The organism is Colwellia polaris, from assembly GCF_002104515.1.
Taxonomy (GTDB): Bacteria; Pseudomonadota; Gammaproteobacteria; order Enterobacterales; family Alteromonadaceae; genus Cognaticolwellia; species Cognaticolwellia polaris.
On the sequence record NZ_NBOE01000001.1, the window covers coordinates 901271 to 916500 of the forward strand.

The window sequence follows — 15230 nt, forward strand, 5'->3', positions numbered from 1 at the left end:
GTGTAGAATTTAGCAATTTTATAAAGCCCGTGACCATTTAGGTTACGGGCTTTTTTGTTTTTAGGGTTTAAAGGGGTAAAAATGCGTGTATTAAAATTTGGTGGTTCGTCATTGGCTTCAGGGCAACGTTTTATTGAAGTTGCGAACATCATCAAAAACAAAAGCCAGTCATCTCGTCTTGCAGTAGTTGTATCTGCGCCACAAGGGGTAACTAATCACTTGGTGGCCATGGCAGAAAATATTTCTAACGAAGATAAGTTGAAAAGTGACTTATTGCATTTTAAACACGCTATTGAAAACATTATTCAAGACTTATCAGCCACTTTACCTAGCTTTTGTCCACAACACAGTGAGCAAGCTCTTGCCACTTGGGAACATCAATTAAGCCGGTACTTGCACGGTGCAACATTACTGTCTTTTTGTCCTGAACATGTGCGTGCTCGTATTATTAGTATTGGTGAGCGCCTAAGCGTTGCGTTATTACAATCTGTATTAGCAGTTGATACAATCGAAGCTAGCGTCATTGAACCAGAAAAGTTTTTACGCACCAACGATGTGGCTATGAATGCCGTCGCAGATTTAGTGTTATGTAAAGAGAAATTCCAAAATAACTATAATGACCTTAATAATATTGCACTTATGCCAGGTTTTATCGGCGTTGACAGCAGTGGCAATGTGACAACCTTAGGTCGTAATGGTTCAGATTACTCTGCAGCAGTTTTAGCGGTATGTAGTGAAGCAGAATACTGTGAAATATGGACAGATGTTGATGGCGTATATAATGCCGACCCGCGATTGATCAAAGAAGCGCAACTTTTAGATTACTTGTCTTATCAAGAAGCTATGGAGTTATCTTATTTTGGTGCGAGTGTGCTTCACCCGAAAACCATTGGCCCTATTGCTCAACATCATATTCCTTGCCTTATTAAAAATACGGGTAATCCTGATGCGCCAGGTACGTTAATCGCGAATGAAAATGATCAACAAAAACGCGTAAAAGCTATTTCAAACCTTGACGACTTAACGATGGTTAACGTTTCAGGCCCCGGTATGAAAGGTATGGTAGGCATGGCGAGTCGTGTTTTTGCCACTATGAGCCGTGAAAATATCTCGTTAATTTTAATCAGCCAATCTTCAAGTGAATATTGTATCAGTTTCTGTATTTATTCTTCTGATGCCGAGAAAGCAGAGCAAAGTCTGCAAGAAGAATTTGAATTAGAGTTATTAAACGGTTTATTAGAGCCACTTTCGCTTACTCATGAATTATCTATTGTGTCGTTAGTTGGTGATGGTATGCATCATCAGCAAGGTGTTGCCGCTAAATTTTTCAGCTCGCTGGCACAGGCACGTGTTAACGTCGTAGCGATTGCACAAGACTCGTCAGAGCGCAGTATTTCTGTGGTTATTGAAAGCAGAAAATGTACCGATGCAATGAAAGTGAGTCATCAAAACTTTTTCTCACACAAACCAGCAATCGATGTGTTTTTGGTTGGATGTGGCGTGGTTGGAAGTGAGTTGTTAGCTCAAATTGCGCGCCAACAAGAAAAACTTACCGCCGATAATATAGCCCTTAACGTTTATGGTTTAGCAAACAGTAAAGGTATGGTGTTTAATCGTGATGGAATTGATGTAGCAAATTGGCAAGCGAATATTGGCGAGAAAGCCGTGCCTGTTACGGTTGAAAACCTTAAACAGTTTGTCCGTGAAAATCATTTAATCAACCCAGTATTGGTTGATTGTACTTCTAACGAAGCGCTAGCTTTACAATATGTTGATTATTTAGAAGCTGGATTTAATGTAGTAACGCCAAATAAAAAAGCCAATACAGACTCTTGGGCATATTATCAGGCGCTGCGCACAGCCGCTCAAAAAACTAATCGTCGGTTCTTATATGAAACAACAGTTGGTGCAGGTTTACCGGTAATTGATACCTTACAAAACTTATTAAAAGCAGGTGATGAGTTAGTGCGTTTTGAAGGCGTATTATCAGGCTCGTTATCTTATATATTTGGTAAGCTTGATGAGGGTATGACATTATCTCAAGCTACAACGTTAGCGAAAGAGCAGGGCTTTACTGAGCCAGATCCTCGTGATGATCTTAGTGGTATGGACGTTGCGCGCAAGCTACTCATTATGGCACGTGAAGCAGGTATGGCATTAGAGTTAACGGATATTACCATTGAACCAGTGCTAGACCCGTCATTTGATGATAGCGGTGATGTAGCCACCTTTATGAATAATTTACCTTCGTTAGATAAAGCATTTTCTGAGCGTATTTCTGCCGCTAAAGCGGAAGGGAAAGTACTAAGATATATTGGTAATATTGTTGATGGAAAATGTCAGGTGTCTATTGAAGCGGTTGGCGCTGAACACCCATTATATAGCATTAAAGATGGCGAAAATGCCTTAGCGGTTCATAGTCGCTATTATCAACCGTTACCTTTTGTTTTACGTGGTTATGGCGCTGGCGCTGCAGTTACTGCTGCCGGTGTTTTCGGTGATATGTTAAGAACTCTAGCGTGGGAGCAACAACACTAATGAGTGTATCTGTATTTGCACCGGCATCAATAGGTAATGTTAATGTTGGTTTTGATGTTTTAGGCCTAGCGGTTAAGCCTGTTGATGGCACATTACTTGGCGACGTTGTAACGGTGACACACAGCAATGACGGCGATCAAATAGAAGTAACAGGTGATTTTGCTAAAAAATTACCTAGCGACGTAAAGCAAAATATCGTATGGCATTGTTTATTGTTGTTTAACAAAGCGTTGTTAGCCAACGAACAAACTATTGCAACTGTTAAACTTACTTTAGACAAGCGCATGCCAGTAGGCAGCGGGTTAGGCTCTAGTGCCTGTTCTGTAGTAGCAGCTATTGCAGGTTTAAATGCTTTTTATGAAAAGTACCATCAGTTTAGTTTTTCAGAGCAAGTGTTATTAAAAATGATGGGACAAATGGAAGCGCAAATTAGTGGTAGTCTACACTATGATAATGTTGCGCCTTGTTATTTAGGTGGTATGCAGTTGATGGTGCCTAATCCTGAAATAATTACCCGTAATTTGCCACCGTTTGACGATTGTTATTTTGTCATGGCATATCCAGGTATTGAAGTATCAACAAAAGCGGCCAGAGAAATATTACCAGCGTCATATTCTCGTGCAGACTTAATTAGTTTTGGACAAAACTTAGCAACATTTGTCGATGCTTGTCATCGTGGTGATAAAGCCCAAGCATTTTCAGTGCTAACCGACGTAGTTGCAGAACCTTATCGTAAATCAATTTTACCCGGTTATAGCGATGCAGCGCGTTACTTAACCCAAGAAGGTTGTTTAGCGGTGGGTATTTCAGGCTCAGGGCCAACACTTTTCTGCGTGACAGACGATGAAGAAAAAGCGAAGAAGTTTGCAAACTGGCTAAACGAAAATTATTTACAAACATCAGCAACAGGTAAAAGTGAAGGATTTGTTCATATTTGCCAAGCTGATACTCAAGGTGCAATGTGTTTACCTGAGTGAGTTATTAGTTCAGCTTGCTAGTTAAAAGCAAGCTGAAGAAACCCGATATAGGAATTGAGTGTGAAATTTTATAATTTAAAAGAAAATGATGAAAAAGTTAGCTTTGCTGGTGCAGTAAAACAAGGTTTAGGGCGTAATCAAGGATTGTTTTTTCCAGAAGAAATGCCGCGCCTTGAGAATATTGAAGCGATACTAGCGTTACCTATGGTCGAGCGCAGCGTTAAAGTGCTTTACCCATTTGTTAGTGACGATTTAACTGAAGCGCAGTTAACTGAAATAGTAACCGATGCCTTTAACTTTCCAGCTCAAATACAACCTATTAGCGAAAAACGCGCGATACTAGAGCTGTTTCACGGGCCAACACTTGCGTTTAAAGACTTCGGTGCGCGTTTTATGGCTAAGTGTTTACAAGCTTTCAGTCAGAATAAAAAAATAACAATATTAACCGCGACCTCTGGCGATACAGGTGCAGCGGTAGCTCATGCTTTTCATGGTATTGAGAACATTGAAGTGGTTATTTTATACCCGAAAGGCAAGATCAGTTTATTACAGGAAAAAATGTTCACTACTTTAGGCGGAAATATCCGTACGGTAGCGGTTGAAGGCACGTTCGACGATTGTCAGTCTTTAGTAAAGCAATCTTTTGAAGATAAAGAATTGAAAGAAACTATTGGGTTAAACTCGGCTAACTCAATCAACATCAGTCGTTTGTTAGCGCAAATTTGTTATTACTTTGAAGCCGTGGCGCAACTTTACCGTCAAAAAGGTGCTGAAGCGTTGAACGACATCGTATTTTCAATTCCAAGTGGTAACTTCGGTAACTTAACCGCTGGGCTATTTGCCAAAGCTTTAGGTTTGCCAATTAAGCGCTTTATTGCTGCAACCAATGCCAACGATACCGTACCGCGTTATTTAGAAACTGGCGAATGGACGCCTAATGATACCGTAGCCACAATCTCTAATGCCATGGACGTTAGTAACCCGAATAACTGGCCACGTGTTGAGCACATGCTAAAAGCAGGCTTAGTTGAACAAGACTGTGTTAGCTCTGTATCAATAGACGAAGAGCAAACACAAATGTCGATGATCCAACTAGCAAAACTTGGCTACATAAGTGAGCCACATGCTGCAGTGGCATACAGAGCATTACAATACAATGCCACGGATACTGAGTTTGGTGTGTTCTTGGGGACTGCACACCCGGCGAAATTTAAAGACATCGTTGAAAGCACTTTAGGCCAACCTATTGGCTTACCAAAAGAACTCGCTGATTGTGCAAGTGAAACTATTCTTTCAACAACAAGCTCTACTGATTTTGCTGAACTTAGAGCTTATTTACTTGCATAGTTAGCTACTTAGCGTAACTTTAGTTTAGATTCAAAGGCAGTATTTACTGCCTTTTTATTGGCTTTTATTTTTGACGGTAACTATATTTGAATATATTTACAAATAAACTATTAAAATTGGGCGATATTAACGTTTACTTTGTATGCATTACGCAAGCTGGTTAGTGGTAATTTTAACGACCACTTTAAATTTAGGTTGTCATTATTATTGCTAGCTTGATAATTAATAATGTGCATCTTATCCCACTTAATATACTTGCCATTCGCTAGTGGTTAGCGTTTAATAACAATGAGTTAAATAAACGGTCAAATAACAGCTCGCACTCCGCGTATTTTTAACAAAACTATTATTTGCCCTTTAGCAAAGCTTATGTCCAGTTCGCTTACGAAAGAAAGATAGACTCTTATGAAACTGAAAATGCGAAATCTTAGAGCAATTGAAAGATTTTTACGCCAAAAAGAATTGCCTGGTGTATCTTTTTTTCTCTTATTGATTATCAGCTTTCTAATTCTACCTGCATTGTTATCACCAATTTTAGATCGATATATCTTTAATACATTGGCTGTAAGGGAAATTCTCGAAACGCAACTTATGATCGCGCAAGGAGGCTCTATAGTTTCTTTTTGCTCAGCTGTATTTGCTATTTTTTGTGTATTGAAAAGGCCTAATAACAAGTTCTTATTTCTGGGTAAGCTTTTAGTTGTTGGAATGTTTTTCGTTTACATATCTAATCTCATACATTTTTTCGTCCAAACTTCGAACAATGAAAGCCGCTACGACACTATTCTAGTGCTTAGTTTTTTTAGATTACTAGCTTTCACCTACCTCATTACTATGACGTTGTTAATAATTAGGATGGGTAGTGTTAGTAAACACGTTTGGAAGGTATTTGATTTACTAATGCTTTCTATCGTGCTTTTAGCTTTTTGTGTTGGTTTTTTCCAGAAATTCTACGGTGTGAGTGACAGTATCGATTACCTGATATTATTTACTGGCGCTATAGCTATAGCGCTGAAGCTCGCAAAAGCAACATGTGGATTTTATGCATCAGAGAAGTAATCCTATAAGACATAATCAGGGACACTTTATTACTTATTAAGCTAGCCATATTAAGTTCACAGTCTGAATGAACTCACAGCGGATGATGAATTATTTGGCTAATATACTTCTAAATATAATCAAGAATACACTACAGATAATGACAGCTTTGTTGTATTAGTTAATGTTGTAACAAGCGTGGCAATCTAACGTCATCTTTAGAACCTCACTGATAACTTTTATTCACCATAGCGTTGAAAATTAGTACGATGCATAGTTGCCCTTAGTAACTATTTTTCATTTCACTCGATGACATACCCCCACATAATGCCTCATAATAGAGCGATACTATAAAGTTACCTGGTGCGCTACCCAATATGACAACGTTAAAACCTCAATGGCAAAAAATAATTGCTCATGTACAACAACAAGATTATTTTAAAAAATTAACCTCAGAGGTAAATAAACAGCGTTCGAGTGGCGAGGTGATATTCCCTCTGGAAGAAGACGTTTTTTCTGCTTTTGCTAGTGTTGATTTGTCTGATGTGAAAGTGGTTATACTTTATTAAGTAGGGTCAGATACACTTTACTCCTTATTAAGCCAACCATAATAACTACAGCGACTAAATCTACTCACCGCTTGAACCTGTGTGACGATAAATAATAAATTTATGGTTAATAAGCTTCTATATATGGTCAATAATAAATAAAAGTTGATGTCAGCTTTTAGCTATCGAAATGTTATAACACGCGTGGCAATTTAACTTCATCTCTAAAACCTCACTGATAACTTTTATTCACCATAGTGTTGAAAATAGTACGATGCATAGTTGCCCTTAGTAAATATTTTTCATTTCACTCGATGACATACCTACACAGAATGCCGCATAATAGCACGATACTATAAGTTACCTGATGCGCTACCCAATATGACAACGTTAAAACCCCAATGGCAAAAAATAATTGCTCATGAACAACAACAAGATTATTTTAAAAAATTAACCTCAGAGGTAAATAAACAGCGTTCGAGTGGCGAGGTGGTATTTCCCCTTGAAGAAGACGTTTTTTCTGCCTTTTCTAGTGTTGATTTGTCTGATGTGAAAGTGGTTATACTTGGGCAAGATCCATATCATGGCTTAGGAAAAAATGGAGAGTCACAAGCGCATGGCTTAGCGTTTTCTGTACGTAAAGGAATTAAAGTACCGCCTTCATTAGTCAATATTTATAAAGAGCTTACGCAAGATATTCCTGGTTTTAAAACACCAGAGCATGGCTACTTAGTTGAATGGGCTGCTCAAGGTGTATTGATGCTTAATACTGTACTTACCGTTAAACAAGGACAGGCGCACTCTCATGCAAAGTTAGGTTGGGAAACTTTTACCGATAAAATTATTACTGAACTCAATAAGCACAACGCAGGTTGTGTATTTTTACTTTGGGGCAGCCATGCACAAAAAAAAGGTAAGAATATAGATCAAGAAAAGCATTATGTACTTAATGGGCCTCATCCATCACCGCTTTCAGCTTATCGTGGTTTCTTCGGCTGTCAACATTTCTCAAAAGCCAACCTATGGCTAACAGCACAAAATAAAAGCATGATTAACTGGCAAATAAACAATTAAATTTCTTTAATTTTTTATTGCCTATTAAGAAAATAATTTCAGCTCAGTAGGGTTTATAAAATTTATTTTCTGAAAATAGATAAAATATAACAATATAGGTTTTTTAATTTGCCTTATGTTTTTATTTTGAAATTTATTTGCTATTTATGTTGATTGGTTGGTTTTTTATTGCTCGATATTTGCTAAGTGCTAGTATATTTTTATTAGCAAAAGTTGAGAGTTAGCAAATGTCTTTAGAAAATTATTTTTTACCTTTTCGTCAGCAAGTCATAGGTCAAAATTTACAACATCAAGTTAATGGGAAAACACTTGATATAATTTATGCCGATTGGACCGCCAGTGGACGATTATACCAAGCTGTTGAAGATTACCTTACCAATGAATTAGGGCCTTATGTTGCCAACACTCATACTGAAACTAATTTAACGGGCAGTGCGATGACCCACGCTTATCATGATGCTCAGCATGTCATTAAGCGTCATGTAAATGCTTGTGATAACGACGTTTTGATCACCGCAGGTGCAGGTATGACCGCTGTGGTAAATAAATTTCAACGCATTTTAGGTTTACGTATACCTGAGCGCATGCAAGCACAGGTCAGCTTTTCAGAAAATGATAGACCAGTAGTTTTTATCACCCATATGGAACACCATTCAAATCAAACCTCTTGGTATGAATGTGATGTAACACTAGAAATTATCAACCCTAATGAGCAAGGTTTACCTTCGCTTGAGCATTTATCGCAATTACTAGAAAAATATCAAAATCGCGCGGTTAAAATAGGATCATTTACCGCTTGTTCAAACGTTACGGGTATTAAAACACCTTACTATGAGTTAGCCGAAATAATGCATCAGCATGGCGGTTTATGTTTTGTCGATTTTGCCGCTTCTGCTCCGTATGTTGATATTGACATGCATCCTAGTAACCCTAAGCAAGCGCTAGATGCGATTTATTTTTCGCCACATAAATTTTTAGGTGGGCCTGGTAGCTCAGGCGTGTTGGTATTTAATAAAGCACTCTATAAAAACAAAGTGCCTGATCATCCGGGTGGTGGCACAGTTACTTGGACTAACCCTTGGGGAAAACATAGCTTTTTTAATAATATAGAAATGCGTGAAGATGGTGGGACCCCTGGCTTTTTACAATGTATTAAAACCGCATTAGCGATCAAAGTAAAAGATGCCATGGGAGTTGATAATATTGCAAAGCGCGAGGCTGAAATAACTCATTATGTAATGGATAACTTAGCTAAAAATGAACACGTTGTTATGTTAGAGCCTAGTATTCGTGATCGCTTAGCCATTGTGTCGTTCTACATACCTGGTGCTCATTATAATTTAGTGGTGCGCTTACTCAATGATAAGTTTGGCGTACAAACGCGCGGAGGTTGTTCTTGCGCCGGCACTTATGGCCATATTTTATTGAATGTTGATCAAGATACGTCATCAAAAATTACCCAACAAATAGATTTGGGGGATTTTGCTGAAAAGCCGGGTTGGATTCGCGCGTCGTTTCATCCTACAACCTCAGATCAAGAAGTGGCGTTTGTGGTTGATGCTATTAATAAAGTAACAGAAAACATAGTCGAATGGAGCAAAGCGTATCGCTTTAACCCTGCTTTAGGTGATTATGAGCACTGTAAACATGACGTAGAGTTTCCGAGTTTAGCTAATTTTAATGCTTTAGGAGCTTCAAGATTAAAAGATAAAACAAACAGCTTCGAAGCACCCTCAATGTTACGCAAATTTTTTGGATAATTTAGCTACCAGGAATATTCGTAAACACGATTAATCGCGAGTAATAGCGATTAATCGTTTGTTCGCTATTTTGTTAGTCAAAAGTAACCATCATTTCAGCGGCCTCACAATGGCAATTGTGCTGGCATACAGGGCATTCGTAACCTGCAAGGCTGAGTTCATGCCACCTATCTGGGTGTTCTTTAATGAGTTTGCCGCCGCATTTGGTAAAATATTTTACCGCACTATTACCCGGGCTTTGTTTCCATAAGTGACTTACACCAGCAATGGCACCTTGTTGCTTTGCTGCTGTAATCGAGCGCTTTAATAGTTCGCCGCCAATACCATGGCCACGGTAGTTTTCGTCAACGGTATTGCATTTAAAATAGCAGACTTGATCAACAGCAACCGGCCATAGCGTTGGCGAACACCACTTGTCTACTTGCCACTGTTGGGCAGCATAAGTAATTCTAAACCCGACTAATTTATCGTCATGATAAACCACAAAACCGGCATTAATGCTATTTTTAAGACCTTTGTTATACCAATCTTGCATGCTATTTTGATCTAGGTAGCCTGCACCGTGTACTTCAGTTGCTAATTTAATCACAAGTTCAAAGTCAGCTGGTGTTAAATGTTGGTAGTTAAGCGCTATGCTCATAAAGTTATTTTAATTGAGTTAGTTATTACAGCATTGTACTGTGTTTTTTGAGATACTTTAAGCGCTCTTATAGTGAAAAATAATTTAAAACGTTGGAAGTGAAAATGTACGATCCTTTGCATGATTTATCCCCCGGTTGTAATGAACCTTACCCTGAAAGTTATTGGGCAAATGTATCAGGCGTAGCGCCAGAGCATGATGGTGCTGTAATGGCTGATCTTGATGTTGATGTGGCTATTATCGGTGCTGGATATACTGGGCTTTCTTGCGCACTGCACTTAGCGCGAGAGCACGGTATTAAAGCGCATGTGCTAGAAGCTAATCAAACCGCATGGGGTTGCAGTGGTCGTAATGCTGGCTTTATTTTGAAGTCTTCTGGTCGTAAGTCTTATGGCCAAATGGCTAAGCAATGGGGCGAAGAAGTGATGCGCGGCATTTACCAAGAAATGGCGGCAGGGGTCGACACGGTTAATAGATTAATCGCCGAAGGCATTGATTGCGACAGGCAAAGTGCGGGTTATATTAAAGTTGCACATAAACCTAATAAACTAAAAGAGCTAATTGAGCTGGCAAAACTTCAACAGAATATGTTTGGTTATGACGTTGAAATACTGTCACAAAGCCAAGTACGCGAACAGTATATGGATGACAAAAATGCCTATGGCGCTATTCGTTATCAAGACGGTTTTGGTTTGAATCCGTTAAAGCTTGCTTGGGGTTATCAAAAATTGGCGCGTGAGGCTGGCGCAAAGGTGCATTGCGCTTCGCCCGTTACGCAATGGCAAACTCAGGGTAATAAACAAGTACTGCATACGCCTAATGGCACGGTTAGCGCACAAAAGGTTGTAATAGCCACTAATGGTTATACACCGAAAAACTTTCATTCCTTAACCACAGATAGAACCTTACCGGTACTTTCACAAATTATTGTTACAGAGCCTTTAACTGAAGCACAAATTGCTGCCTGTAATTTCTTAACTTCAAATGTGGTTATGGATACTCGGGCGCTAAAATATTACTATCGCAAATTGCCTGATAATCGCATTTTATTTGGCGGTCGTGGGGCTATTACCGGCAAAAGTGCTGAAGATCCTTATTACGCTCAACGTTTATTGTCTGTGCTTAAAACCAGTTTTCCTGCCTTGGCGAATATAAAATATAGTTATGCTTGGTCGGGCTGGATATGCATGGCGTTAGACGACTTACCTCATATTTATCAAAATGATGAGCAATCGGTTTTTTATAGTATGGGCTATTGTGGCAGTGGTGTTGCCTTCTCGGTACAAGCTGGCAAACGTTTAGCGGAGAAAGTGGCTGAAAAAACGGTACCGAATTTACCTTTGTACAATAAGGCGCTGCCTAAATTTCCCTTTGCGCCGTTAAGACGCGTAGGGCAATGGGGCTATTTTCATTACGGTAAAGTTAAAGACCAGTGGTTTTAAAAGCTTTGAAATAAGCTAGGCGTTAATCGAGGCGATTAACACGATTACCTTGTTGAAACGCCACGATATTATCAGAAACTAAGTTAAGTAAAGCTTGTTGTGCTTGCTCGCTTGCCCAAGCAATGTGAGCGGTGATCTTTAATTTACTCGACTGAGCAGCTAAAAGTATATGATCTTCTGGCGGTGGCTCTTGTTCCAGTACATCTAAAATTGCACAAGCTAATTGATTATTGTTGAGTGCGGTTAATAAATCATGATTATTAATTAATGCTCCTCTGGCGGTATTAATTAATACAGCACTATTTTTCATTTGGCTAAAAACTTCGGCGTTGAATAAGTTTTCAGTTTCAGCTGTTTGAGGGCAATGCAAGGTAATGATGTCGGCTTGAGCTATAACTTCTTTAAATTCGGTTCTATCAGCACGAATTGTTGTAGCATTAGGTCGGTCAGCGATTAGCACCTGCATATCAAAAGCATGGGCTATAGTTGCTACTTGGCCACCTAATGCCCCGTAACCAATAATGCCAATTGATTTCCCTGCTAATTCACTACTGCCTTTACCGTGCAGACAAAACGTTTCACTTTTTTGCCACTGGCCTTCACGGGTATTTTTATTGTGATCTTCAATATGGCTATAGTACGACAGCAGTTGCGCAAACACATATTGTGCGACTGAATTCTTGGCATAGCCACTAACATTAGTAACGGCTATGCCAAGCTCACGTGCGGCGTTAATATCAACATTGTTATAGCCTGAGGCGGTTATACAAATAAGCTTTAAATGCGGCAATTGTTTTAAAGTCGTGCTATCTAGTACGACTTTATTAGTCAATATGACTTCAGCGGTTGAACAATGATTTAGTACTTGGTCGGGTGTCGTTGTTGAGTGAAAATCAAACTTGCTAATAACTTTATTAAGTGCTGATAAATCAAGCGAATGGCTAAAGGTTTGATAATCTAAAAATACCGCGTGCATGTTACATACTCAGAAGGAAAATTTTTCTAAGTTTATAACACTTTATACACACGAGCGACTCCATTATTAATCAGTAAGTGTTGTTTAACCTACCGGTAATTCTAATTCAACAATTTGCTCGGAAATCAATTCAAGCTTTTGAGACATTAATGTTTGAGCATCGAATAAACCTCGATTGTAATAAACGGCTCCTAGTTCTTTGGTAAAAAAATCAAGTAGAAAGTCAGCATCAAACTGTTCAAGTTCTTGATCTAACTCCCGGCTGAAGTAACGTTGTAGTTTGTCGATTAACAGTGACTTTTCAGCCTGAGAAAATTGAACTGGCGACATAGTATATTCCTTGAAATTAATTTTGTGAGGGTAAACGCGGTTAATTGGTATTATACTCGTGAAACAGACATTAATTTAAGTAATATGCAGTGAATAAATCAACTTTTAAGCAATGGTGGCACACCGACTGTCAGTTTTGTCGAAAATCTAGAATGATTGTTTTCTGGCTAATTTTGATGTTAGTTGCAGACGGGCTTTGGTTTGGTTTAATTATTCACTAATAGCATAAAATAAGGTAACACTATGACTTATCGCTGGACAGATTCTCTAGATATTGCGCTTGATTTAATTGAAGAACACCCGGATGTTGATCCGATGAAATTACATTTTCCTGAGTTAATGCAGTGGGTTCTCGCCTTAGAAAATTTTGATGATGATCCTAAACATTGCGGCGAGCGTGTACTTGAAGCGATTCAGTTAGCGTGGATTTCTGAGAGCGACTAGCCATAATTTGTTCTGTTTACATTAATATTATTTAATAACCAATTTTAACTTTTTTAAAATTGATATTTGATTATAATGCGCACACCATTATTTTCATGATGAATTTTCATCATTCACCTAAAGCATAAAAAGATTCAACTATGACATCTGAAAAAAATCAACGTCCTTTATATATCCCTTACGCAGGCCCTAGCTTACTAGAAACACCACTATTGAATAAAGGTAGTGCTTTTAGCGAAGAAGAGCGATCGCATTTTAATTTAACGGGTTTATTACCACCACGATTTGAAAGTATTGATGAACAAGTTGAACGCGCCTATATGCAGTATCGTAGTTTTGATACTAACTTAAATAAACATATTTATTTACGCGCTATTCATGACAATAATGAAACCTTATTCTTTAAGTTAGTGCAGGCGCATTTGGCTGAAATGATGCCAATTATTTATACCCCGACGGTTGGTGATGCCTGTGAGCAGTTTTCTGATATTTATCGCAGCTCTCGTGGTTTGTTTGTATCTTATGATCAGCGCCACCAGCTTGACGACATTTTACGTAATGCGACAAAAAACAAAGTTAAAGTTATTGTTGTTACCGACGGTGAACGCATTCTTGGTCTAGGCGATCAAGGTATTGGCGGCATGGGTATTCCTATTGGCAAGCTTTCGCTTTATACCGCTTGTGGTGGTATTAGCCCAGCTTATACCTTACCTGTGATGCTTGATGTAGGGACGAATAACCAAAAGCTATTAAATGATCCTATGTATATGGGCTGGCGTCATCCGCGTATTGAACAAGATAAATATGATGAGTTTTTAGATATGTTTATTAATGCCGTTAAACGCCGTTGGCCGCATGTGTTATTACAATTTGAAGACTTTGCTCAGCCAAATGCTACGCCATTATTAAACCGTTATCGCGATGAGATTTGTTGTTTTAACGACGATATTCAAGGTACTGCGTCTGTAACTGTTGGCACCTTGTTAGCGGCGTGTAGAACTAAAAATGTTGCATTATCTACACAACGTGTCGCTTTTGTTGGTGCGGGCTCAGCAGGTTGTGGTATTGCAGAGCAAATTATTTCGCAAATGGTCAGTGAAGGTATTTCAGAACAACAAGCACGTAGCCAAGTATTTATGGTTGACCGTTTTGGCTTGTTAACTGAAGGCATGGTAGGTTTACGTGACTTTCAAGCTCAACTTGTACAACCAAAAGCGTCATTAGCATCATGGAATATTGCCGGTGAATACGCTTCTTTGCTTGAAGTAATGCATGGCGCGCAGCCAACCATTTTAATCGGTGTTTCAGGTGTACCAGGTTTGTTCACTGAAGCGGTTATTAAAGCAATGAAATTAACTTGTGATTTACCGGTTATATTCCCGCTAAGTAACCCGAGTCGTCAAGTTGAAGCGACTCCAGAACAGGTAATTAACTGGACTGATGGTGAGGTTATCATTGCTACTGGTAGTCCATTTGAGCCAGTTGAATATAAAGGCGAGCTATTCCCAATTGCCCAATGCAACAATAGCTATGTTTTTCCAGGTATTGGTTTAGGCGTGATATCAGCAAATATTAATCGTGTTACTGATGAAATGTTAATGGCAGCAAGTGCGATGTTAGCGCAAGCTTCTCCTTTAGCGAATAATGGCACAGGTGAGTTATTGCCTCCTTTAGTAGAAATTGCCGACTTAAGTAAAAAAATTGCTTTCGCCGTTGCTCAAGTTGCCTTTGAACAAGAGTTAGCCTTACCACTTAGCGATGAACAACTTTTAGAGCATATTGAACGTAATTTTTGGACACCTCAGTACCGTCAATATCGCCGAGTGAGTATTTAAATCTATTGCTTGTCGTAATTATTTAAACGGTTGATAAACGCTCACAATGATGAGCGTTTTTTTTGCTTGAGACGCCACTCTCATCAAAATTACCATAAGACTCACAAGAAAACGCCAGGTATAGTCAGCACAAACCGACAGTTATATATTCCCCCAACGTAATATCGCCTAATGCAAACCCTACAGTGAAAAATGATAACCCTAGGCATTTGCATTTAATTCGTCTATAATCGCGCCAAAATTTATACCGTATTTTAATTCTAATTTTATTGAGAGGGCTA

At 38.8% G+C, this 15230-nt stretch carries 13 protein-coding genes; 10 read left to right on the plus strand and 3 right to left on the minus strand.

All coding sequences use genetic code 11. The annotated features are described in order from the left end of the window. Positions 1 to 81 precede the first annotated feature (81 nt). The 7 genes from thrA to B6A32_RS04110 all read left to right on the plus strand — a co-directional run bounded on the left by thrA (position 82) and on the right by B6A32_RS04110 (position 9282). Positions 82 to 2538, plus strand: coding sequence for a bifunctional aspartate kinase/homoserine dehydrogenase I (gene thrA / locus B6A32_RS04080; RefSeq protein WP_085301420.1), 2457 nt, complete (start codon positions 82 to 84; stop codon positions 2536 to 2538). Continuing rightward, on the plus strand, positions 2538 to 3515 hold the full coding sequence (thrB, locus tag B6A32_RS04085; RefSeq protein ID WP_085301421.1) for a homoserine kinase: 978 nt from the start codon (positions 2538 to 2540) through the stop codon (positions 3513 to 3515). The genes thrA and thrB overlap by 1 nt, the downstream gene beginning before the upstream one ends. Before the next feature lie 60 nt (positions 3516 to 3575). Continuing rightward, positions 3576 to 4862, plus strand: a complete 1287-nt coding sequence (thrC, locus tag B6A32_RS04090) for a threonine synthase (protein ID WP_085301422.1) — start codon at positions 3576 to 3578, stop codon at positions 4860 to 4862. 405 nt (positions 4863 to 5267) lie between these two features. Further along, positions 5268 to 5921: a hypothetical protein gene (locus B6A32_RS04095; protein WP_085301423.1), complete on the plus strand. Its 654-nt coding sequence runs from the start codon at positions 5268 to 5270 to the stop codon at positions 5919 to 5921. Positions 5922 to 6277: 356 nt separating this feature from the next. Continuing rightward, entirely contained in the window at positions 6278 to 6469 is a 192-nt protein-coding gene (locus tag B6A32_RS04100) for a uracil-DNA glycosylase (protein WP_085301424.1), read from the plus strand. A 360-nt stretch (positions 6470 to 6829) separates the two neighbouring features. Next, positions 6830 to 7522 carry a uracil-DNA glycosylase gene (gene ung, locus B6A32_RS04105; protein WP_085301425.1) on the plus strand — a complete coding sequence of 231 codons (693 nt, stop codon included), beginning with the start codon at positions 6830 to 6832 and terminating at the stop codon, positions 7520 to 7522. A 227-nt stretch (positions 7523 to 7749) separates the two neighbouring features. Then, positions 7750 to 9282, plus strand: coding sequence for an aminotransferase class V-fold PLP-dependent enzyme (locus tag B6A32_RS04110; RefSeq protein ID WP_085301426.1), 1533 nt, complete (start codon positions 7750 to 7752; stop codon positions 9280 to 9282). A gap of 73 nt (positions 9283 to 9355) precedes the next feature. Here B6A32_RS04110 and B6A32_RS04115 read toward each other — a convergent pair whose 3' ends face one another. Continuing rightward, on the minus strand, positions 9356 to 9922 hold the full coding sequence (locus B6A32_RS04115; RefSeq protein WP_085301427.1) for a GNAT family N-acetyltransferase: 567 nt from the start codon (positions 9920 to 9922) through the stop codon (positions 9356 to 9358). A 104-nt stretch (positions 9923 to 10026) separates the two neighbouring features. On the opposite strand from B6A32_RS04115, the gene B6A32_RS04120 reads away from it, so the two are divergent. Then, on the plus strand, positions 10027 to 11364 hold the full coding sequence (locus B6A32_RS04120; RefSeq protein ID WP_085301428.1) for an NAD(P)/FAD-dependent oxidoreductase: 1338 nt from the start codon (positions 10027 to 10029) through the stop codon (positions 11362 to 11364). A 22-nt stretch (positions 11365 to 11386) separates the two neighbouring features. Here B6A32_RS04120 and B6A32_RS04125 read toward each other — a convergent pair whose 3' ends face one another. Together B6A32_RS04125 and B6A32_RS04130 are read right to left on the minus strand one after the other, a co-directional pair. Then, a complete protein-coding gene (locus B6A32_RS04125) occupies positions 11387 to 12340 on the minus strand; it encodes a D-2-hydroxyacid dehydrogenase (protein ID WP_085301429.1) in 954 nt (317 codons plus the stop codon). An 84-nt stretch (positions 12341 to 12424) separates the two neighbouring features. After that, positions 12425 to 12670, minus strand: a complete 246-nt coding sequence (locus B6A32_RS04130) for a DUF2164 domain-containing protein (RefSeq protein ID WP_085301430.1) — start codon at positions 12668 to 12670, stop codon at positions 12425 to 12427. A 243-nt stretch (positions 12671 to 12913) separates the two neighbouring features. Here B6A32_RS04130 and iscX point away from each other — a divergent pair, with 243 nt between their 5' ends. Both iscX and B6A32_RS04140 read left to right on the plus strand, forming a co-directional pair. After that, positions 12914 to 13114, plus strand: coding sequence for a Fe-S cluster assembly protein IscX (gene iscX / locus B6A32_RS04135; protein WP_085301431.1), 201 nt, complete (start codon positions 12914 to 12916; stop codon positions 13112 to 13114). A gap of 140 nt (positions 13115 to 13254) precedes the next feature. Beyond that, entirely contained in the window at positions 13255 to 14949 is a 1695-nt protein-coding gene (locus B6A32_RS04140) for an NAD-dependent malic enzyme (RefSeq protein WP_085301432.1), read from the plus strand. The last annotated feature ends 281 nt before the right edge of the window (positions 14950 to 15230 follow it).